The sequence below is a fragment of the Oleiphilus sp. HI0117 genome (assembly GCF_001635235.1).
Genome location: NZ_LWGA01000133.1, coordinates 1 through 21,972, shown reverse-complemented (window position 1 = coordinate 21,972; position 21,972 = coordinate 1). Strand labels below are relative to the sequence as shown.

Here is a 21,972-nt window from a genome sequence, read left to right as displayed (position 1 = left end):
TGCCCAGGCGATTCTCGGCTTACATCCAAGAAATAAAACGTCTTACCCGAGTGGCGAAATCCTTTTTCAAAACAAAGACCTTTTAAAAGCAAGCGAGACTGAATTAAGAAGTGTGCGTGGCGGTAAAATTGGCATGATCTTTCAGGAGCCAATGACGTCACTTAATCCGCTACATACGATTGAGAAACAAATTGCCGAATCAATACAGTTACACAGCGCTCATTCAACTCGAGCCGCTCGTAAGCGTGTTATCGAATTACTAGATCTAGTTGGTATTCCTGAGCCTGAGTCTCGCCTGGGATCCTATCCTCACCAACTATCAGGCGGACAAAAGCAGCGCGTAATGATCGCTATGGCGCTAGCCAACGAACCAGACATACTCATCGCAGATGAGCCAACAACAGCGTTGGATGTAACCGTACAAAAGCAGGTACTTGAGTTAATCCGGGGGTTACAAAAAAAGTTTGGAATGTCCGTCATTCTTATTTCCCACGACCTGAGCATCGTACGCCATTATGCAGACGAAGTGGTAGTGATGCACCATGGAAAACTCATCGAATCTGGATATTGCGAAGATATCTTCGCTACTCCAAAGCAAGAGTATACGAAGCTACTTATTAACTCTGACCCTAGCGGCTCACCTAAGAAAATCCCGAACGACGCTAAAACAATTTTAGAAAGTAAGGACATCAACGTATGGTTTCCTACTAAGAAAAGTTTCTGGGGCAAGCCTCTTGAGTTCTTAAAGGCAACTAAAGACATCTCAATAAAACTAAAAGCAGGCGAAACTCTTGGTATCGTCGGCGAAAGCGGCAGCGGAAAAACCACCCTCGGCCTCGCTTTACTTAGACTTCAGCAATGTGAAGGTGAGATATTCTTTGAAGGTAAGCCCACTCACAATCTTGACCAACAAGCATTCCGCCCCTTCCGAAAAGAAATGCAAATTGTCTTTCAGGACCCCTATGGCAGCCTCAGTCCTCGCATGTCAATTATGCAAATCATTAACGAGGGCTTAGAAATACATAACATTGGAACTCCTGACGAACGAGAACAAATAATCATTAAAGTGCTCGAAGAGGTCGAACTCGACCCGGGCATGCGCCATCGTTATCCACACGAGTTTTCCGGTGGACAAAGGCAACGAATTGCAATTGCACGAGCGCTCGTCCTTAAGCCCAAGCTAATAATACTCGACGAGCCAACATCTGCTTTAGATCGTACTGTCCAAAACCAAGTGATAGATTTGCTGAGACACCTTCAGGAAAAGTACCAAATCGCCTACTTATTCATTAGTCACGACCTCGCAGTCGTACGAGCATTAAGTCACAGAGTATTAGTTATGCGCCATGGAGACGTTATCGAAGAAAACGACTGTGAAACTCTTTTTGACGCACCTCAACATGACTATACAAAAAACTTATTAGATGCGGCCTATTTTTATTCATAAAAATATCTCAGCAAGTGGTATATTCTTAACATCAGCATAGATTAATTGCGAGCTACCTTCTCGCTTAGACAGCACTTTCAATTGGTTCCAGGTAATAGATTATGGGTTTCTTAGCAGGTAAAAAAGTTCTTATAGTTGGCATTGCAAGCAAGCTATCGATTGCAACCGGTATCGCTAATGCCTTTCACCGAGAAGGCGCAGAAATAGCGTTAACCTATCAAAACGAGAAGTTGAAAAAGCGAGTTGAAGGGTTTGGTGAAGCATGGGGATCAAAGCTAATTCTACCCTGCGATGTTGCCGACGACGAGCAAATTTCTCAGGTCTTCGAAGAGATTGCTAAGGTGTGGGATGGCATTGATATAATCGTGCATTCCGTAGGCTACGCTCCCGCCCACGAACTAAACGGTGATTATGTTGATGTAACCACCCGTGAAGGTTTTCAAATCGCTCATGATATTAGCTCTTATAGCTTTGTTGCTTTGGCGAAAGCAAGCCGTGAGTTAATGAAAGGGCGAAATGGGTCATTACTAACCCTAACCTACTTAGGCTCAGAAAGAACCTTGCCAAACTACAACGTAATGGGCTTGGCAAAGGCCAGTCTTGAAGCAAACGTTCGTTATATGGCCGGTAGCCTTGGGCCTGAAGGAACGCGTGTTAACGCCATATCAGCTGGCCCCATTCGTACATTGGCTGCATCCGGCATTAAGAACTTCCGAAAAATGCTATCTGAAAATGAACAGCAAACACCACTTAGACGTAACGTGACTATTGACGAAGTTGGCAATGCTGCTGCTTTTTTATGCTCAGATCTAGCTAGCGGAATTAGCGGAGAAGTATTATTTGTTGATGGTGGCTTTAATACTAGCGGCATGCGTTCACTAGAAGAAAGCTAAACCGCTTAGATAACTGCTATTTTAAGGACTACGTCACTGAAAACGGTAAGCACATACTGGTAGTCTATGCAGTCCTTGAGAAGTGCTTTTGTACATGCCTTGTACATCTTTGTGCGACGTTTAATTTTTGTGATGGATACGTATAGTGGAACGTCTTTTTTACCGCATTAGGCTTGCTTTTGTCCTATTGACATTTACCTTCGCCCTAAGTCTAGGCGGCTGCGCAAACATCAAGCAGGCGTCTCAATCTTCGACCTCCTTGTCTAATTTTCTTGGCTTTTCCGAGCTACCTGACTGGTACATTACGAGCAAGTATAGTTATAGTGACTCCCAGTGGATCGAAAACGACTTTAATACAAAAATCCATTATCGCGACGTAGGCGAAGGCCCTGTAATACTTCTACTTCACAGCGAACTTTCCTCACTTCATGCTTGGGAGGATTGGATCGACATTCTGAGTAATGACTTTAGATTGATCGCAATAGACCTGCCAGGATCAGGGCTTACTGGCGCACCACACTGTGTTTCTGATAGTACAGACACTTGCGCCGAAAATTTATCGAGCGATTACATTGTCCACACACTTGAATACTTTATTGAAGATCTTGGCATAAATAAATTTTCGCTTATTGGCAGTTCCTACTCCGGTTATTTGGCCGCACAGTACGCGGGTCTGCAGCACCCCGAAAAATTGGATAAGCTTGTACTAATTAGCCCTAAAGGATTCCAACAAGAGTTACCATGGATACTTAACTATGCCACAACGTCTGGCATGGATATATTCAGCAAATACATACAACCCTCAGGCGTTATCACTGAAATTGTTCAAGACTTTTATGGTCTGGAAAAACCATCGCGCGCCGTAACCGAGAGGTATCTGCACCTTGCCCAAACTGAAGGTACCCACGCGACCAACATCAAACAGCTGAAACTTGTCCGTGCTTTAATGGAGCATGGCATGCTGCTCGATCTCAGCGAAATTGAAGTTCCTTCGCTTATCATGTGGGGTCAGTCCGATAAGTGGGGAGACCCTAGCCATGCGCAACGCTGGCATAAGGCGCTGCCTAACTCAACCTTGGTCACCTATCCAAACTACGGCCACGCGCTAATGGAAGAAGGTAAAGAACTAACGGCTGCTGATGCTGCGGCATTCATTAACGAAGAACCTGTACCAAGCCTTAATAACGGTGTAGGCAATGGCCTATCAATCGAAGACCACTTGAACGAATTTGACAAAGACTCACTGTTTGGCACAGAGCTTGAAGAAATGGAAGACGCGGAGTAGTTCAAAAGCCTTACGTATTAGTTAAGGTATTTTGACATCAGAAACTTCCAATCTACTATTTCAGTCCCATCGGAATCGTAAAGTAGTAAGCCGGTTAGATAATCAGACTTATATGGTTTTACCCATCTCACTTCTGCGGTTAACCTGAAGTTTTTATTTTGTTCTGGCAGATCAATTATAAGACTGTGAATAGCGCCTTGCGTTAGAGGTTCATCGACATAGGCTTGAAGGCCATTCGCGGACAAATCAACACATTCACATTGTACAACGTGAGCAGGTCTATCATCCCCAGGTTCACGTGACACTGTTTCAATATAAATATCTGCATCAACGTTCAAACGCGCTTCTACTCGCTTCTCATCAATATCAAAGTACTTTTTTAAGTCTTCATCATTCATGCTAGTAACCATTTTTATTTTGCCATACGCAATCGGCTTACAACCCTTTGCAAGCTGTCTTCAAATTCTGCTCCGTCGCTCAAAAATTCCATTTTGTTTGTCACAACAAGGTCCACAAGGTCAACTTCTTTATATTCCTTTTTCTTAATCCCGAGCTTATCAACAAAAATGAATTTACTACTCGCAGCAATCTTCACTACTAGCTTATAGCGCTCCGCTTGGTCACCAATCGTAAGTGAGACCCAAGCACCTATAGTCAATTTCTGTACTTTCGCTAGTGCTGATACTTCAAGTTGGGCTTTTTTCTTATCTTCGCGCCTTTTAAGTAGTTCTTTAGTACGTTCGGCAATTTCCTGCGCTCTCTTTTCTGCCTCTTCTTCGGCAAGTCGTTTTTCTTCGAGCAGTCTCTCTGCTTCTTCTTTCGCTTTCTCGGCGGCAGCGATTCTGGCTTTCTGCTGTGAATCAGCTACTCGCATCAGCCCCTTAACACAAGCATTAAACACAACAGAGAATGACTCCCCTTGCTTGTAAGGTTTAATCTCACCTTGATTGAGCAAGTGGTCTAACTCCTGACGGGTATATATGCCCGTTTTCATCCCCAAATAATTACCAAACAAAAACAAGCCAGCATAGTCAAAGCGGTTCAATAATATCATTGAAGGTGAACTAGCTTGGTCTGTACCCATTACAAACCAGTCACTTTCTTCAAGATTGAGTTTTTCTACCGAATCATTTTGAGGTACGGAGCTATCACCAACCTCATCTTTATATAATATTCTTGAGATATCGAAATGACTAAATTGTTCATTAAGTGTTATATCAGTCGGTACTGAAGTATAGGGAACAAAAGAATCGCAGAACTCTTGTTTAAGCAATGAAACCATACTTTCTTCTAAGGCATTGAATATGCTTTCGTCGTAAGCAATATTCGATCTATCAAGAACCTTCTTGAGATCGTCAACCAAGCTATCAGCTAACTGAAATAAAGCCTTGCCCTGCTGGCAAAAGGCCTTCATCAAAGACTGGGTCAATTTGTCGATTTCGGCATCCAGACGCACATGAAGACCGTCTTCGCATACCAAATGTACAGCCACACTGTTAAGCCAATAAGAATCCAGAAAGCACTGTAAACTCTCGGGAAGTTTTTTACGTGCAAAAACCGAATCAATGTAGCTTTGTGCACACCAAAAGCTGAAACGTTTCCAGCATAATTGAGACTCTGACTCGATTAGACGCTGAGTAACCTTTGTAAACTTTGAGCGTTGCTTATCTTGGAAGTCTTTCCACTTAAGTTCAGCATCCTCAATCAGCTCCAGGTTTGAATGGAGATTTGCTATTACTTGAGTGCTGACGTCATTCAATTGTTCAAGAAGTAAGTGCTTGGAACGCTCGGGGACGGCGCTCCAGCCAATACAGTCTGTAGCTATCAGTTCAAGCAAGCCAATGACAGAAGCAAGTATTTTCTTTTGGTCAACCCCTTCTTGCTGAAAAACTTTTTTTTGCTCTAGAAAAATGATCGTAAATAATGAAAAGCGCCAGACAGATAAAATGTTCGCAATTTCATGGGGGAAGCAATTCTTGCGGAGCCAAACGTCGAAGCAACGGTCCAAGATAAAAGCAATATTATTAACGCCACTTTTCTGTGCGCCTTCATAATGCTTCTTTAGATGATCTAACAAGCTCACTTCGTACTGACCTACTTCTAAGACAAAGTGCTGTCGAACACCCTCTAAATCTAGAGTTTTGTCGGTACTAGTGCCAAAATCCTGTAGATACTTAAGCTCAGGCACACGTAGCTTTTGACACAAAGCCCTCACAAAACTCAAGTCATTACTAAGGCGGCTCACGAAGAAATTACTGCATTAATTTTTTCCATACGCTTCATTATAGTTATCTATATTCAATACGCTGTAAAAAAATACATTTTTAGTTGCTCTACATCATTGCAATCCATCCCTGTATCCAGCAACATTACTTTTAATTTTTACAGTTCCGTCTATCGTTAGAAAAACAACCTTGGATAGCAGGTTTATTCTTGCACTAGAATTCACGAATCAAGCAGCCTAATAGTTTTTGGGATAAGTTGAGAGAAAATGAGCAACAAATTAGATAACGTAAATATCGCTTCTCACGAAGTGTTAATCACACCCGAGCAGTTAAAGAAAGAGATTCCACTTACAGAAAAAGCAATCGAATCTGTGACAAATGGGCGTCAGACAATTAACGATATTCTTGACCGAAAGGATCATCGAATTTTTGTCGTCATTGGCCCTTGCTCAATTCATGACGTTGATGCTGCTAAGGAATACGCAAAAAAGCTGAAAGCTTTGTCCGACAAAGTATCTGACTCCCTGTACATCGTGATGCGTGTCTATTTTGAAAAACCTCGAACAACTGTTGGATGGAAAGGTCTTATCAATGACCCTCACCTAAATGATTCATTTGAAGTTGAAGAAGGCCTGCATATTGGCCGCCAACTACTAATAGACATTTGCGATATGGGCCTACCTACCGCTACCGAAGCACTTGATCCAATCTCACCACAATACTTGCAAGATACAATTTCCTGGTCTGCTATTGGTGCGCGTACCACAGAGTCCCAAACACACCGCGAAATGAGTAGCGGTTTGTCAGTTGCAATCGGCTTTAAGAATGGCACAGACGGCGGCCTTGGCGTTGCGATGAATGCACTTAAATCTGCATCACACCCTCATAGCTTTTTAGGGATTAATCGCGAAGGACAAGTATCGGTAGTTCGCACTAAAGGCAACCCATATTCTCACGTTGTCTTGCGTGGTGGTGGCGGTAAACCTAATTATGACTCAGTTAACGTTGCACTATGCGAGCAGGAACTTGAGAAAGCAAAACTTAGTAAGAACATAATGATTGATTGCAGCCACGCAAACTCAAACAAAGATGCTAACCTGCAGCCACTGGTTATGCAGGACGTTTGCAATCAGATCATCGACGGCAACAAATCTATCGTTGGCATTATGGTTGAGAGCAATCTTAAGTTTGGTAACCAATCGATTCCTGAAGATTTATCTCAGCTTGAGTACGGCGTATCAGTTACCGATGCTTGTATCGACTGGGAGACAACTGAAAAATCGTTACTGGAAATGCACGAGAAACTAAAAGACGTGCTACCTAAGCGATAAACAGTTCAAACGATTTAAAGTAATAAAAAAGCCGCTCAATCTGAGCGGCTTTTTTATTGATAAGCACAAATGGTCACTCCAACCATTTCAGCTTATCGCGCAAGCTAACAACATCGCCAATAATAATTAAAGTCGGAGCGGCAACCTTTTGGTTCTTGATAATATCCACAATAGTTGACAGCGTTCCTTCATAAACCTTTTGATGCCTTGTTGTCCCTTTGGAAACCAGAGCTATAGGCTTATCAGTACGCATCCCATTCTCAATCAGAGATGAACAGATGGTTGCAAGCCCCGTTAAGCCCATATAAAAAACCAGGGTCTGATTCTCCTGAACTAATTCATGCCAGGGAAGATCACAAGTATCGTTCTTTAAGTGGCCAGTAACAAAACGTACCGATTGAGAATAGTCGCGATGAGTTAAAGGTATGCCTGAATAAGCGGAACAGCCCGATGCAGCAGTAATTCCTGGCACAACCTGGAAACTCACTCCCTCTTCTGCCAGCGTTTCTATTTCTTCGCCACCACGACCAAATATAAATGGGTCGCCGCCTTTCAAACGCAGTACTCTCTTACCCTGCTTTGCGTACTTAACAAGCAATTCGTTAATCGACTCTTGTGGGACAAGGTGATTTGAACGCTCCTTTCCAACATTAATACGCTCCGCATCATGCCTGACAAGCTCTAATATTGGTTCAGATACCAAACGATCGTACAAAACGATATCTGCCTGGCGAATCAAGCGCAAAGCCTTGAACGTTAATAAGTCGGGATCTCCGGGCCCTGCGCCGACCAAGTAAACCTCACCGTCATTACTTGGCGCAGTAGAAGAAAGATCTTCAATGGCAGACTCTAATAGGTCAACAGCGTCTTCTTCCTTTCCTGAAAAAACCAACTCAGAGAACTTACCTTCCAAGTGTTTTTCCCAAAAGCGCCTTCTCGCATTAATACCATCAACACCCTCACGTACCTGCTGCCGGTACTTTTTAGCGATCATCGCCATACGGCCAAAAGCATGTGGAAGGTTTGCCTCTAAACGACTACGAACCAAACGCGTTAAAATAGGCAATTCACCACTACTAGATACCGCGGCAATAACAGGTGAGCGGTCAATAATAGAAGGAAATACGAAATCACTAATATCTACTCGATTAACGACGTTAATCGGGATATTTCTCTGCTTAGCAGTCTTTGCTATAGCTTCATTAACAACCTTATCTTCAGACGCTGCGACAGCTAAGCTGATACGCCCCCAGACCAAATCATTATTAGGGCTCTCTGCAGTCAGCGAAACACGCTCTATGTCATTAGTTTCGACCAATGCTTTTAAGCCTTGATCGGTCAGAGTGTCTGTAGCCAAGCGTACTTTGCACTTGGTTTTAAGTAATACTTCTATTTTACGTGCAGCAGCTGCGGAGTCTCCGACCACAAGGACACGACTACCTTTTAAACTAAAAAAAAGTGGTAAAAAATCCATCGTGACTCCTCAGTTACAGACCGTTGATAAACTAAGCAATGACTTCAAGTCCGCCCATATAAGGAACAAGCACTTCAGGAACTTTAATCGAACCATCTTCTTGCTGATAGTTCTCCATCACCGCAATCATCGTACGACCGACCGCTAGACCAGAACCATTTAAAGTATGAACAAGTTGTGGTTTTTTCATTTCAGGAGAGCGGTATCGAGCCTGCATACGACGAGCCTGAAAATCCTTTGTATTACTGCAAGAGGAAATCTCACGATAGGCTTTCTGTCCGGGCAGCCAAACTTCAAGATCGTAGGTCTTCACAGCAGAAAAGCCCAGGTCACCACCACACAACAATACTTTTCGGTACGGCAAACCCAGCTTTTGTAAAATACCTTCAGCATGTCCCGTCAAGGCCTCTAGTGCTTGGGCTGAATCTTCCGGCTTAACGATCTGAACCATCTCAACCTTGTCGAATTGATGCTGACGAATCATACCGCGCACATCACGACCATAGGATCCAGCCTCACTTCTAAAACATGGTGTATGGCAAACAAGTTTGATAGGCAGCTTGGCCGAGTCGATAATCTCATCGCGAACAATATTGGTTGCAGGAACCTCTGCCGTCGGGATTAAGTAAAACTCTCTGTCTGCATGCAATTTAAATAAATCTTCTTCAAACTTCGGTAACTGACCAGTTCCGAACAATGAGTCACTATTAACAACGTAAGGAAGGTAGACTTCTTCATAACCATTTTCAGCTGAATGCGTATCAAGCATGAACTGCGCTAAAGCACGATGAAGCTTGGCTAACTGTCCGCGCATCACCACAAAACGTGAACCGGTCAATTTACTTGCAGTTTCAAAGTCTAATTGTTTATTGATGTCACCTAAAGCTACGTGATCTTTAACCTCGAAATCAAATTTTCCAGGCTCACCCCACTTTAATACTTCGACGTTATCATCTTCAGAATTACCTTCAGGCACTTCAGAGTCTGGTATATTAGGCATGCCTGCAAGCAAATCGTTTAACTGATCCTGCACTTCACTTAATTCCGCCTTTGCAGATTCTAAAGAAGCACCAATTGTATCCATTTCGGCAATTAGTGGCGCAATATCTTCTCCGGCCGCTTTGGCTTTACCAATCGATTTTGAGCGAGTGTTGCGTTCATTTTGAAGCTCTTCAGTCTTTGACTGTATTTGCTTACGCGACTCTTCTAGGGATGAAAACAAGTCTGTATCAAACTTATACTTCTTTATTGCCAGCTTTTCAGCGATTTCATTGGTTTCGGTGCGGACGAGTTTTGGATCTAACATAAATAAAATTCTTGCGTTAATGTTTAGTCGTTAAATTAGTAATGTTTTGGTATTTAATATTCTTAGAGGCTAGCGCGCGAGATCAGCACCCCGGCAAATAGCGCGACAATGCAAATCAGTGTTGTACCTATAATATAAAATGCAGCAATTAATATTTCGCCACGATCCAGCAATTGCCAGGCCTCAAGCGAAAAAGTAGAGAACGTCGTAAACGCGCCAAGAAACCCGGTCATAACGAAAGGCTTCATGTCAGCAGGAACGATACTTTTCTCAACGATATATACATAGGCAAAGCCCATCAATAATGAGCCTAGAATGTTCGCGGTCATAGTACCCCAAGGGAATGCTCGAGAGCCTACAAGGGAAACGAGCCCATAACGCGCAAGCGCGCCCAGGGCGCCAGCAACGGCGATCAGTAACAAGTGATTCATTAGAGATTTGAGGTTCCTTTATAACACTCGCAGAGTTTACCGCGAAAAGACGATAAAACACACCGAAAAAACGAATATTCCCACTCTAACCGGGCATTTCTTTTCGTTTAATTTCAATTAGCAAGCCCTCATTTATCTCTGTTAAATTACGAGCCCTGGCAACTTTTTCTACGCGGGATTTTACAAATGGCCTAATGAAAAAAGGGACCTTCTTCAAGCGTGCCTTTGCGCAACTGCGCCAAACGATTGCGCTTTCTGTCATCCTTTATCTCCCATACCTAATTTATTCAGATAATGTTAACAGTCTACCCACCTGACTGCTAACCCTCCCTGAGAGGTTTCCTTGAACTCTTCTGACATTGCCTCACCAGTTTGCTTCATCGCCGCAATACAATTATCCAAGGTAATTAAATGGCTACCGTTACCGTGCATCGCAAGTGACGCAGCCGCATAGGCTTTGATGGCACCAAATCCGTTCCGCTCTATACAAGGTACTTGAACAAGACCTTTTACCGGATCGCAAGTCATACCTAAATGGTGTTCTAGGGCAATCTCTGCTGCATTTTCTATTTGCCAAATAGTCCCCCCCATGACAGCACAGCAAGCAGCTGCCGCCATCGCTGAGGCAGAACCGATTTCCCCTTGGCAACCGACCTCAGCCCCCGATATAGAGCCAGTATCTTTAATTATCGCGCCGATGACTGTCGCAGTTAGCAGAAACTCTCGTGACTTAGATTCTGAAATCTCTTCATGCTTGGTTAGATAATAAAGCAATGCTGGGACTACACCCGCCGCACCGTTTGTTGGCGCGGTTACGACTGCTTGTCCCGCAGCATTCTCTTCATTGACCGCCATTGCGTATGCACAAAGCCAATCATTGACACTAGCATTACTGGGATTCGCGCTAAGATCGGAATATAACTTGTTTGCACGCCGCTCTAATAACAGTCCTCCGGGCAGTTGCCCATCAGCAGATAAACCACGTTCTATGCTTGCAAACATCGCCTCCTTAACTGTGCAAATATTTGCCTCAGTAACACTCTCAGCACTACTCATGCATTCATTTTCCATCTGAATTACTGCAAAGCTTTTATCTTCTTTCTCGGCGATAGACAGCAACTCACTCATGTTTGAATAGGTATGTTTCTGGCTGTGGCCGAACGGCACTTTACGCCTCCCTTTTTTCTCCTTTTGGCGCTTACTCTTATCGGCAAGTTCATCTTTAGTTAAAATAAAACCGCCACCAACGGAAAAGTACGTTTCAGACAAAATGACCCGTTCTTTCTCACCAGCACTTGATAGCGTAAAGCTGAAACCATTCGGATGTTCCGGGTACACGAGCTTCATATCAAACTCTATTCCCGACGCTGGGCCAAAGTTTACACACACACCTTGAACAATTTCGATAAAGTTTTTTTGCTGAAAACTATCAATCGCTTTTTCTAAATTACCGTTGAATGAAAGCTTAGCGGCCTGTGCCGGCGAATAGCCATTGAGACCCAGAAGGATTGCCGTATCTGTACCATGACCAATACCCGTATACGCTAAGGAACCTGTCAAGCGGCACCTAAGATTAAGGCGCTTGCCTTTAAGAAAGGTGGGATTTATAGCCTTTATCTTAGTGACGAAGTCCTTTGCGGCAATCATAGGGCCATTAGTATGAGAGCTGGAAGGTCCAATACCTAGTTTAAATAGATCTGTAATACTCGTGAACATAATACAACCTCACGCGTGATTTCTTTCTATGCAGGTAGCAACAAACCATAATCATCTTATTATAGCCTTAAACCCGTAACTCAGCCTGAACTTACAGCCTCATATAATAATTTATGGGTAGACACAGCCGATATTTGTCTATGACAAACAAACGATTAAGCCTTACAATGCAGCCGTGCTTATTATGGAGGATCGCTATGAAAAACTTATTCGACATCACCACGTCTACCCTTGCATCAACACTACGTGTTTGGCGTGGCACGTCAGCGAGCAAGGTTGCAATACAACCTGAGCAGGAGCTGGTTATATTCGACAGAGAAGGTTGCCCGGAATGTCGGTTTGTCAGGGAAGCACTGACCGAACTCAACCTTGATGCAATGGTAGCCCCCTGCCCAATCGGTGGGCGTGATATAAAAAAACTTGCACAAGAATCCGGCAGCCAGACGCTCCCAAGGTTATTCGCCCCCAACACTGACCTCAATATTGCTGGCCGCGATGAAATTGTTACTTACCTATTTAAAGAGTACAGGGGCTTGGAAGTCCCTAAGCAACTCCGCCGCAGTTTAATGAATGATACGGCATCCAAACTGGCTAGTGTTTTACGTAATAATGCAGGTGTCCACGCGCGCCCTGCAAAAGCGGCTAAACTCCCATTGACGCTATATAGCTTCGAATCCAGCCCTTTTTCTCGTGTAGTAAGAGAAAAACTATGCGAACTTGAATTGCCATACTTACTGATCAATTTGGGCAAGCAGCAACTAGCTGATATGGGTCCGGCAAACTTCCGCTTCAGCATTGGCGCTTATCAACCATTAGAAAACACCAAGCGCGATGATTTCTTTAAAAAACATGGAAACGTGCAAGTACCGTTTCTTATTGATCCCAATACCGGAACAGAAATGTTTGAGTCTCAAGAAATTGCTCGCTATTTAGAGTCCACTTACGCGCAATAAAACGCGTTGACACAGCATATATAGCCTCTTATTTTCTTTAGTTAGCCATAAGCGCTAGTGTTACAACTTTAAAACCAGTAATATCCGGCGCTAATTTTGTTCCTTTGATACGGCATTACACCTCATGGCTAAACCTAAAAAACAACGACCGCTTTGGCACCCCTCATTTCTGCTTACCTGGCTCATTGTGTTTGTACTGTTCTCCATTGCACACCTACCCTTATTGTGGAAGCACTCTATTGCTAAAAAGTTGGGCAACCTCACTCACAATAAAATGAAAAGCAGAGTTAAGGCATGCCGACAGAATATTGATGCCTGCTTTCCAGAGTTAAGTGATAATGAACGCGAACAGTTGGTAAAAGATGTATTCACATCTACGTCTGAAGGCTTCATAGAAACACTTCAGTCCTGGTGGCGTGACCTTAGCCCTTATATGAGCAAGGTAGAAGTCTATGGCCTAGAACACTTAAAAGAAGCAGAGAAACGAGGTGGCGGCGTATTTCTTTTAGGTGGGCATTTTGGTATTTTCGATATTGCCCTGCCGTTTATCGCAGCACAACTTCAAAAACCTGGCTATATGTATCGACCCAACAACAATCCGGTAGTTGATTGGATGATTGAAAGTGGACGCCAGAGAAATGTTGATATTGAAAGCTTCCATAAAAGACAACTGAAAGAAATGATTCAGTTTATGAAAGAAGGCGGTGAAGTCTGGTATGCACCTGACCAGGATTTCGGCAAAAAGTGCGACCTTTTTGCTCCATTCTTTGGTATCGATGCCGCCTGTATATCGACTCCTAGCTGGATCGCTCGCGAATCTGGGGCAGCTGTCATCCATGTCTCGCAATACCGCCTCCCTAATGGCCGCTATGAAATCTACTTTTCTCCCATCCTTGAAAACTTTGGTGAAGACAATGAAGCCGATGCCAGAGCATGGAATAAGCTCTTAGAAGAGTCGATCCGAAGGCATCCTAGTCAGTATTTATGGCTACACAAGCGCTTTAAAACACGCCCCCCCGGTGAAGCTAAATTTTATTAGCACACAAACTTCGCTTACAGCGTCTTCGACGCTACTGCCATGCTCAACACGCACTGTTATAAAATCAACAATAAGCAAAGAATTCCTTACAGCTACGCCTGCCAGAGCAATTACATCTATCATTGTAGCTGCAGAAAAGCTTTGCCTGAGCAGCCAATGACTTGGAAAAACACCAATTAACCCCAGCGGAATAAATACCATCACCAAAAGGTGGGAGACGAAAGGATTAGTAACAAATACCTAGACAACATCAGAAGACGCAATTGATCAATAAACTACATATTCGGTTTGCGATTAATTCAGGAGCTTCATGCCAAACTTTACCGCTCGAAAAGACAGCCACACAAGCCTAGGGAAAACGCTGAGGAGACATAAAAGCTAAATTTGTATCGAAACTAGCTTTGCTTAAAGCACTTTTCGGAACTCAACTGATAAATCGCATATACTTAGCTACAAATTACGCTTTTTGAGAGACTCCATTGTCATCTTTTCTTGATTTACTATTGTACACCTCAAATATTACCTTACCCATTTTTATCATTGTATTTCTAGGGTGGTTCCTTCGACGAACAAGCTGGTTAACTGAAAGTTTCATCAATTCCGGCTCAAAACTCGTTTTCACCATCGCATTACCCGCTCTGTTATTTATCAAAGTACTGGAATCTGACCTATCAGCCGTTTTTGATACTAGGCAAGTTATGTTTGCTTTGCTTGTAACTGTAGCTGGATTCCTAGCCTGCTGGCGGCTAAGCGGCACGATGAAACTTCTACCAGAAAATAGAGGCGTTTTTGTACAAGGAGCCTTTCGTGGAAATATGGGTATCGTTGGCCTAGCACTTTGCATGAACATGTATGGCGATGAAGGTTTAGCTGTCGGCTCTATTCTACTGGCTTTTTTAACACTGCTTTATAATGTCCTGTCTGTCTTTGCGCTGACATTACCGTTCCATTCAGATAAACGTTTTGATTGGCTATCGATGGCAAAAGACATGGCGAAAAACCCGCTGATCATCGCCATTGTTACAGCACTTGTGCTTAACCTCCTGCAGTTAGAGCCACCAGCCATCATTATGAAAAGCGGCGAGTACTTTGCAAACATGACTTTGCCTCTAGCATTGATTTGCGTAGGCGGTTCGATCAAGTTAAATGAATTAAAAGATAGCAATCATCTTGCATTAAAAGCAACTTTACTGAAGCTTGTTGGATTGCCATTGCTGTTCACCCTTGCCGCCTTAGTGATGGGTTTTAAAGATTTAGCATTGGGTACTTTGTTTCTTATGTTCGCAAGCCCCACAGCTACAGCGAGTTTCGTAATGGCTAAGGCCATGCGAGGCAACGCCGAATTGGCCGCAACGATTATCGCTTTATCCACCGTACTGTCACTATTAACAGTAAGCACAGGAATATTTGTACTGCGGGCATTAGGTTTGGCCTAAGCGTGCCTCGTCTTTGTTAAATTGATCCTTCAGGGCTTAACGCCCTACGAAGACCGCATCACGACGCTCGATAAATGACTGAACTCCCTCATTCATATCTTCTGACTCAATGACGGGCTTTAAGCTAGGAAAAAGTTGCTTTATGGCCGATGCCTCGCCTTCTTGTCTTGCAAGCTTAGATGAAGTCAAGCTTCCACGTACAGCCAAAGGAGCTGCCTTAGCGATCTTCTGTGCTAGCGCTAAGGCACATTCTAACTGCTTCCCTGGCTCACATATTTCCTGAATCATTCCCATGCGATACGCATCAGCGGCCGACCACTCGTCACCCGTGAGTAAATATCGTTGAGCATTGGCCCAACCCATTTCATTCTGTAACCGTATCGTTGCCCCACCACAGGCAAACAAACCACGCTGAACCTCCAGCTGAGCAAAGCGTGCATTCTCCGAAGCAACTCTGATATCTGTATTGAGCATCATCTCAACCACCCAGGTATAGCTATAACCTTGCACCGCCATAATAACAGGCTTCGACAAGCTTGGGCCTGATAATGCAAAGGGGTCTATGGTTCTCTCAGGCAAAGGCGGCAAGCCTCCTGATTTAAGAGGCTCTAACCAATCAGTGAGCTCCAAGCCAGCTGAAAAATGTTCTCCCTCTGCGTAAAATACGGCAACACACAAATTATTATCATGCTCCAGCTGGTAATAGGCTCGTGCAATATCGTGATACATTTAGACCGTTAGCGCGTTATACTTTTCCGCTCGATTAACCTTGATCAATAAGATCGAACCTCTTACATCGACTTCAATATAGCTCACTTTTTCCTCCGCTTTCGAATTTGGTTTATGTCTCAAGGTCTAGAACCAGTTTGGCTGCATTTCAAAACAGGTATCGTCTCGCCCCAAAAGTAGATCTGCTTCGTGCTTAGCTAATGGTAATTGCCATTTAATATAATATTGAGCAGCCTGGAGTTTGCCACGGTAAAACGAAAGCTCTTCATGGTTTGCGGGCTCAGTTTCGGCAATCCCCTTTTCTGCCGCTAAGGCCTGGCGTAACCACAGCCACGACACCACCACGCGAGCAAACATCGAAAGGTAAGAACTGGCATTAGATAAGGTCAAGTCAGGAGATTCTTTCTGAAGGTCAGCGCCTAATTGCATAGTAACCCTATGCACTAGTGACAAATGTTCTTCAATTGTTTGCGCCCACGCTTGAAGCCTTTCACTGGATTCTTTAGCACGAGAAAGGTCTAAATTCACCTTAGAGACCAGAACTTGAAGTCCTTTACTGTTGCGCTGCCATAGCTTGCGACCCACTAAATCCAAGGCCTGGATACCATTCGTTCCTTCATGAATTGGGTTTAACCTATTGTCGCGCCAATATTGTTCGACAGGGTACTCTCTGGTATAGCCTGCACCGCCAAGCACCTGAATCGCTAGATCATTCGCTTTTACACCAACTTCGGAGCTCCATGATTTGATCACGGGTGTCAGTAAGTCCAGTAAGAGCTCTGATTTTTCTCTTTCGTCTGCATCAGGGTGTGTATTGACATCATCTAATAAGAAATAACCAAACAGGCATAGTGACATTGCACCTTCAACGTATGCTTTTTGCTCTAACAGCATTCGACGCACGTCGGCGTGCTGGATAATCTCAACAGGCTTGTCATCCGCCTTTTGGCTCGCCAAGCGGCCTTGTAAGCGCTCATTTGCATAAGACAGTGAACTCAGATACCCGCGATAGCCAATCATCGCGGCACCCATCGAAACGCCTAATCTCGCTTCATTCATCATTTGGAACATATAGCGAAGGCCCTGGTGCTCTTCGCCTATCAGATACCCTACACATTCATTGTTATCACCAAATGAAAGCATGGTCGAGGTCGTACCGCGGTAACCCAATTTATGAATGAGCCCAGCTAATGCAACATCATTACGATCTGCCGGTTTACCATCGTCATCCAATCTATATTTAGGAACCAGGAACAGCGAGATTCCTTTTACGCCCGATGGCGCACCGTCAATTTTAGCCAAGACAAGGTGAACAATATTGTCGGCCATTTCATGATCGCCACCCGAAATGTACATCTTATTTCCTTTGATCAGGTATTGACCTGCGGTGTCTGATGCTTTTGCTCGGGTTGTGATATCGGCTAAAGATGACCCAGCATGAGGCTCTGTCATTGCCATGGTGCCAGTGAACTTACCGGCTAACATAGGGCTTAAGAAATTACCTTTTAGCGCATCCGAAGCATAAGTTTTGATTAAATTGGCTGCGGCTATCGTTAAAAATGGATAACCCGCTGATGAAGCGTTAGCACTTGTGAAATACCCCATACACGCAGCCATAATAACTTCTGGCAACTGCATCCCACCTAACTCGTAGTCATCTCGCCCTGCAAGAAAGCCTGCTTCAGCCAACGCATCAAAGGCCTCTTTTACCTCTGGCAGAATGCTTACCTTCGCACCATCAAAACTGGGCTCATTACAATCTAGTTTGGCATTATGGTTAGCAAACTTATCCTCAGCAATTTGTCTTGCTGTAGAGATCGCTGCATTAAAGGTTTCAACATTATGTTCATTAAAACGAGCGCGCTCAGTAAGTGCGGCGGTTTCAAGCACTTCATACAACTGAAACTGAACGTCTCTTTCATTTAATAAATCGGTTTCCATGCCTTACAAGCCTCTTAATGATGAATAGGTTATTTACCTATCACTGTCTCATATCGAGAGGGATTACATAACTGGCTTTTATGACTTAAACTATGCCGTTTATGCCACCAGTATTCTTGGATACACAACAATGAAGCAAGTCACCATTCTCGGGTTTGATTACGCCTTTGCTACAGCAATTATCGGTATGGCAGATTTACTCGCTTCGGTTGGCGTTACTTGGAATTACATTCATGGAGATAAGCTATCCAGACAATTCAATGTCGAAATTGCTAGCTTAAACGGTGGTAAAATTCGGTGTGCTAATAATATTGAAATCAATGCGCATAAAACCATTGAAGAAATCAGTTCAAGTGACCTGCTTGTCATACCGACCATCGCTGGCGATATTGCTCAGACACTGGCTTTAAATAAAGCAGCACTCCCATGGATCAGAAAACTATATGAAGGTGGCTGCGATATCGCATGTAATTGTACCGGCGCTTTTCTGCTTGCCGACACAGGCATGTTAGATCACAAAAAAGCGACGACGCATTGGGGCTTCGTCGAGCAGTTTGCACAGAAATTTCCAAAGGTAGACTTACAGCCGGACCAGTTAATTACAGAAGATGGGCAAATATTTTGCTCTGGTGGCGGCACGGCCTGGTTTGATATGAGCCTGTTTCTGATTGAGCGCTATTGTGGCTATGAACTCGCGCAAGCTAGCTCCCGGTCATATGTTTTCGACATTGGCCAAGATAAGGTTAGTAGCATTAAACGTATACCCGGCAAACATTACCACCAAGACAAGCAAATCATAAGCTTACAAAACTGGCTAGAACATCACTTTGCTGAAGACTTTTCAATCGACGAACTTGCCGAGCGTATCAACATGACACCAAGGACATTCAAACGCCGCTTTAAAGCGGCTACCAGTGATACACCAATCACCTACGTACAGAAGCTTCGGATTGAATCTGCCAAAAGGATGCTAGAAGGCAGTAAAAAGTCTTTAGAACAGATCACCCAAGAAGTCGGCTACAACGATATGTCTTCTTTTATTCGCCTGTTTAAAAAACATACATCTATGTCTCCTGGCGCTTTTCGTGTTCGTTTTTCACGTAGGCCTGAAGTGCCGAGCTAACAACTTGGAAGCACAGGGCCTGTGCAGCAAGAACGCTAGTCCTTTCTGAGAGGAAATTTCTATCGATTATTCACGAGAGGTACAGCAGACAAATAACCAAGGCCAATCTTAGTTTACCAAACGAGACCTTGTCAGAGTACTTGGTTACAAGGCTGGGTACTTGGATACTCCGGTCTATTTATTTCACTAGAGTCTGAACCATTTGATCAAACAGTAAAATCAAGAATAGAGTTGAGAAGATATTTCTAGAAACTAGACAATGATTTAGCGTAGGAAAGTTTTCACTTATTTCTGGAAGAAATAAATGGCGGTGAGCCAGGGATTCGAACGCAGTAAACGTCTAGGTATCAGCGTGCATACTAGAGTTTTTGGCACCCTTAAAAAGAATTTTTAGCATAAAAGTGCGCTTACGTGCGCATCATTTGCCCCAATTTTGCCCCACCAAACACCCTAGGTTTTACTGGGATCAATGAAATATCAATAATTTACAGAAAATCTCACCTAACAAATGGCGGTGAGCCTAAAATTCGAAGTACAAAAGTTTCTTCGCTTTGCACATCAATGCACTTGCGTTTAAAACGAATCCAAAGAGCTTCAGATACTACGTTCAGTAGTTTATTTCAGTAAATAAAAAGTTATCCACAGGCACGTAGTAGCATGTACTTAACGCGTAGTATCATGTACTTAACCTTCGTAGTAGGATGTCCTAAACGACGTAGTACCATGTCCTTAACGGCGTAGTACCATGTCCTTAACAGCGTAGTACGGTGTACTTAAGCAGAAAACTAAAGCCTGTATCCATTTGAATTTATTGGATAATTCAAACTTATTCAACCCTCTAGTACTTATTAGTCCTCTTTAGTACTTATATTAGTACTGTTTTGGACAAAATATATACACCATCAAAAAAAACAATTTTTTTATTCAATGTTACGGGAGACGTGGATTTTCGTCGCCTCCTGCGGCATAGCCTTTAGTTTGTACGAGTATAGTTATCTAAGCTTTCAATAAAGTGTGCAATTAGAGTTTACGAACAAGCTTACACTCTAACACTTTAAACTGAACACTTGAAATCATAAATTACTCGAGAATTACTACAGCCATGTACTTACATCATGCACTTTCACCGATAAAACTATTTGATGCAAAAAACCATCAACACGGACAGCAGCCAAACGTAAGTGCTATTGCCCCTCAAAGGCTAGTGCGCATTACCAGTATCTTAAGTTCTAATCTGAAAACCGGCCATGCGACTAAAGCTCCGATCTTACTGAATATATCCAGAGATAATAATCACAACATCTTTGCAATACAGCACCAAGACCTAAGGCAGATTCAATTTTCATTAAGTACAGTGATACGTAATATCTTCTTACATACCACTAGTCACATATTTATTTAAACCGAAGTTCACTCTAAATGTAGCGGTCTTTCAAGAAGGCAAGCTTTAATCATTCTGTAGTCATTACTGTCGGGCAAACTTTCACAGTATTTCTTGAGCCACAAACCAAAATATGGGGAAGCGTGTTCTCGGGCTCTGATGTAATCATCAAAGCTTCTGATATTATCAAAATCAATTCCTGCCAATTCGAACAACCCACTAAGCTGCTCCTTACCTTGCGCTGTAAAATAAAATTTGCCCCTCTCGTCAATAACAAACAATCCATTACCATTTTTAGCTTCCATCAATTTCGCTCCCAGTGATTCGCTGTTTGAGTTTCTTTGACAAGTGCTTTAACTTGTTGTTATCCGTATCTAAAGAGCCTCTTTGTTATAAACCGTATAGGCACAAAACTGCCCGTTGCCGCTAACCAACTCGTTAAGCACAACCTCCTCCAGAAATTGATCTAGAGTAAAATTCTCTTGCTCTCCGTCGATAGAAAGCCTTTCATCAAGCAACAATGAAATAAATATTTTCTTCTGAATAAGTGAATTAGCGAAATCTAAAGTCAGAATATTATTATTTAATCCGTTCTCAGGATTCAAGTTGCTACCAATCAGTTCTGCTCCAACACCGCTGTCCAGCTCCCAAAGCGAAGCAAAACGTGCTTTGTTCTTATTTGAGATTTTAACTCTTACGTTCTGTTCGTGCCTTGCTGCTTTCACGGAATTAGCGCCCAACAAGAATTCAAACCGATCTTCCTGCTCACATCCTGCCCAGCGCACTTGATTAATAAAGTCCTTAGTGGTCAACCACATTGTTTGAGAATCTTTCACTATGGCCCATATACGATTCCCTGAGTCAAACCTTAACCTTAACTTTCCACTCCTTATATTTCTTAGCAATACAGAGAACGGAATTAGCTTTCTTTGATCAATTAATAGCTCCTCAGAATGTTTTAAATCCAACGACAGCAAATCCATTCGATCAATCAGAGGTCTTGCGTCATAACGTATTCTCACAACCTGGAACCCACTGCATTTATCAACAGAAATGATTGGTGTGTAACCAATCTCTGACCGACTTCTGACACTGTTTTTACAGCTCTGGATACTATTTTCTTGAAAATTAGAGCTATCGATATCAAAGCACTTGGAACTTACCTTTGTGTTGAGACCATAGCTAAGATTAATTGACGCCTCCTCAAATGCATCTTTCTGTGTAGCCCCTATTCCTGACACCTCGTATAGTCCAGGTTCTAT

20 protein-coding genes are annotated in these 21,972 nt (G+C 43.2%); 8 read left to right on the top strand and 12 right to left on the bottom strand.

Translation table 11 applies throughout. The features are described from left to right. From A3757_RS01875 to A3757_RS01865, 3 genes are all read left to right on the top strand, one after another. Positions 1–1,447: ABC transporter ATP-binding protein (locus A3757_RS01875; RefSeq protein WP_068739065.1), on the top strand; the 1,447-nt coding region annotated here is incomplete at its 5' end. A 101-nt stretch (positions 1,448–1,548) separates the two neighbouring features. After that, positions 1,549–2,340, top strand: a complete 792-nt coding sequence (locus tag A3757_RS01870; RefSeq protein WP_068509078.1) for an enoyl-ACP reductase — start codon at positions 1,549–1,551, stop codon at positions 2,338–2,340. A gap of 145 nt (positions 2,341–2,485) precedes the next feature. Next, positions 2,486–3,625, top strand: a complete 1,140-nt coding sequence (locus A3757_RS01865) for an alpha/beta fold hydrolase (RefSeq protein ID WP_068509080.1) — start codon at positions 2,486–2,488, stop codon at positions 3,623–3,625. Between the two features lie 17 nt (positions 3,626–3,642). On the opposite strand, the gene A3757_RS01860 is transcribed toward A3757_RS01865, so the two are convergent. Both A3757_RS01860 and A3757_RS01855 read right to left on the bottom strand, forming a co-directional pair. Continuing rightward, entirely contained in the window at positions 3,643–4,023 is a 381-nt protein-coding gene (locus A3757_RS01860; RefSeq protein WP_068509088.1) for a PilZ domain-containing protein, read from the bottom strand. Positions 4,024–4,037: 14 nt separating this feature from the next. Continuing rightward, a complete protein-coding gene (locus tag A3757_RS01855; protein ID WP_197469649.1) occupies positions 4,038–5,831 on the bottom strand; it encodes a DUF1631 family protein in 1,794 nt (597 codons plus the stop codon). Between the two features lie 285 nt (positions 5,832–6,116). Here A3757_RS01855 and A3757_RS01850 point away from each other — a divergent pair, with 285 nt between their 5' ends. Beyond that, positions 6,117–7,181, top strand: coding sequence for a 3-deoxy-7-phosphoheptulonate synthase (locus A3757_RS01850; protein WP_068509085.1), 1,065 nt, complete (start codon positions 6,117–6,119; stop codon positions 7,179–7,181). A gap of 73 nt (positions 7,182–7,254) precedes the next feature. Here A3757_RS01850 and cysG read toward each other — a convergent pair whose 3' ends face one another. The 5 genes from cysG to A3757_RS01830 form a co-directional block, all read right to left on the bottom strand. Beyond that, positions 7,255–8,655, bottom strand: coding sequence for a siroheme synthase CysG (cysG, locus tag A3757_RS01845; protein ID WP_068634485.1), 1,401 nt, complete (start codon positions 8,653–8,655; stop codon positions 7,255–7,257). A gap of 31 nt (positions 8,656–8,686) precedes the next feature. Then, on the bottom strand, positions 8,687–9,961 hold the full coding sequence (gene serS, locus A3757_RS01840) for a serine--tRNA ligase (RefSeq protein WP_068515108.1): 1,275 nt from the start codon (positions 9,959–9,961) through the stop codon (positions 8,687–8,689). Positions 9,962–10,023: 62 nt separating this feature from the next. Continuing rightward, positions 10,024–10,392, bottom strand: a complete 369-nt coding sequence (gene crcB, locus A3757_RS01835) for a fluoride efflux transporter CrcB (protein WP_068515105.1) — start codon at positions 10,390–10,392, stop codon at positions 10,024–10,026. Positions 10,393–10,477: 85 nt separating this feature from the next. Further along, positions 10,478–10,654, bottom strand: a complete 177-nt coding sequence (locus A3757_RS28005) for a PCP reductase family protein (protein WP_082865032.1) — start codon at positions 10,652–10,654, stop codon at positions 10,478–10,480. Positions 10,655–10,689: 35 nt separating this feature from the next. Continuing rightward, positions 10,690–12,108, bottom strand: coding sequence for an L-serine ammonia-lyase (locus A3757_RS01830; RefSeq protein WP_068515102.1), 1,419 nt, complete (start codon positions 12,106–12,108; stop codon positions 10,690–10,692). 197 nt (positions 12,109–12,305) lie between these two features. Here A3757_RS01830 and A3757_RS01825 point away from each other — a divergent pair, with 197 nt between their 5' ends. Next, positions 12,306–13,061: a glutathione S-transferase N-terminal domain-containing protein gene (locus A3757_RS01825; protein WP_068739044.1), complete on the top strand. Its 756-nt coding sequence runs from the start codon at positions 12,306–12,308 to the stop codon at positions 13,059–13,061. A gap of 124 nt (positions 13,062–13,185) precedes the next feature. Then, positions 13,186–14,100, top strand: coding sequence for a lysophospholipid acyltransferase family protein (locus tag A3757_RS01820; protein WP_068515098.1), 915 nt, complete (start codon positions 13,186–13,188; stop codon positions 14,098–14,100). Here the strand turns inward: A3757_RS01820 and A3757_RS28000 are convergent. Next, a complete protein-coding gene (locus A3757_RS28000; protein WP_197469648.1) occupies positions 14,050–14,307 on the bottom strand; it encodes an efflux RND transporter permease subunit in 258 nt (85 codons plus the stop codon). The genes A3757_RS01820 and A3757_RS28000 overlap by 51 nt on opposite strands. 272 nt (positions 14,308–14,579) lie before the next feature. On the opposite strand from A3757_RS28000, the gene A3757_RS01815 reads away from it, so the two are divergent. Further along, positions 14,580–15,536, top strand: a complete 957-nt coding sequence (locus A3757_RS01815; RefSeq protein ID WP_068515095.1) for an AEC family transporter — start codon at positions 14,580–14,582, stop codon at positions 15,534–15,536. A 36-nt stretch (positions 15,537–15,572) separates the two neighbouring features. Here A3757_RS01815 and A3757_RS01810 read toward each other — a convergent pair whose 3' ends face one another. Further along, positions 15,573–16,265 (bottom strand): crotonase/enoyl-CoA hydratase family protein, encoded by a 693-nt coding sequence (locus A3757_RS01810; protein ID WP_231875513.1) that lies wholly within the window; start codon positions 16,263–16,265, stop codon positions 15,573–15,575. A 126-nt stretch (positions 16,266–16,391) separates the two neighbouring features. Beyond that, the gene (locus A3757_RS01805; RefSeq protein WP_068515089.1) at positions 16,392–18,206 is read right to left on the bottom strand and encodes an acyl-CoA dehydrogenase; all 1,815 of its coding nucleotides are present in this window, start codon (positions 18,204–18,206) and stop codon (positions 16,392–16,394) included. 130 nt (positions 18,207–18,336) lie between these two features. On the opposite strand from A3757_RS01805, the gene A3757_RS01800 reads away from it, so the two are divergent. Beyond that, entirely contained in the window at positions 18,337–19,329 is a 993-nt protein-coding gene (locus tag A3757_RS01800) for a GlxA family transcriptional regulator (protein WP_068515087.1), read from the top strand. A 1,410-nt stretch (positions 19,330–20,739) separates the two neighbouring features. Here the strand turns inward: A3757_RS01800 and A3757_RS01795 are convergent. Beyond that, the gene (locus A3757_RS01795; RefSeq protein ID WP_068515084.1) at positions 20,740–21,015 is read right to left on the bottom strand and encodes a hypothetical protein; all 276 of its coding nucleotides are present in this window, start codon (positions 21,013–21,015) and stop codon (positions 20,740–20,742) included. Between the two features lie 69 nt (positions 21,016–21,084). Next, on the bottom strand, positions 21,085–21,972 hold an 888-nt coding region (locus A3757_RS27445; protein ID WP_231878185.1), incomplete at its 5' end, for a hypothetical protein.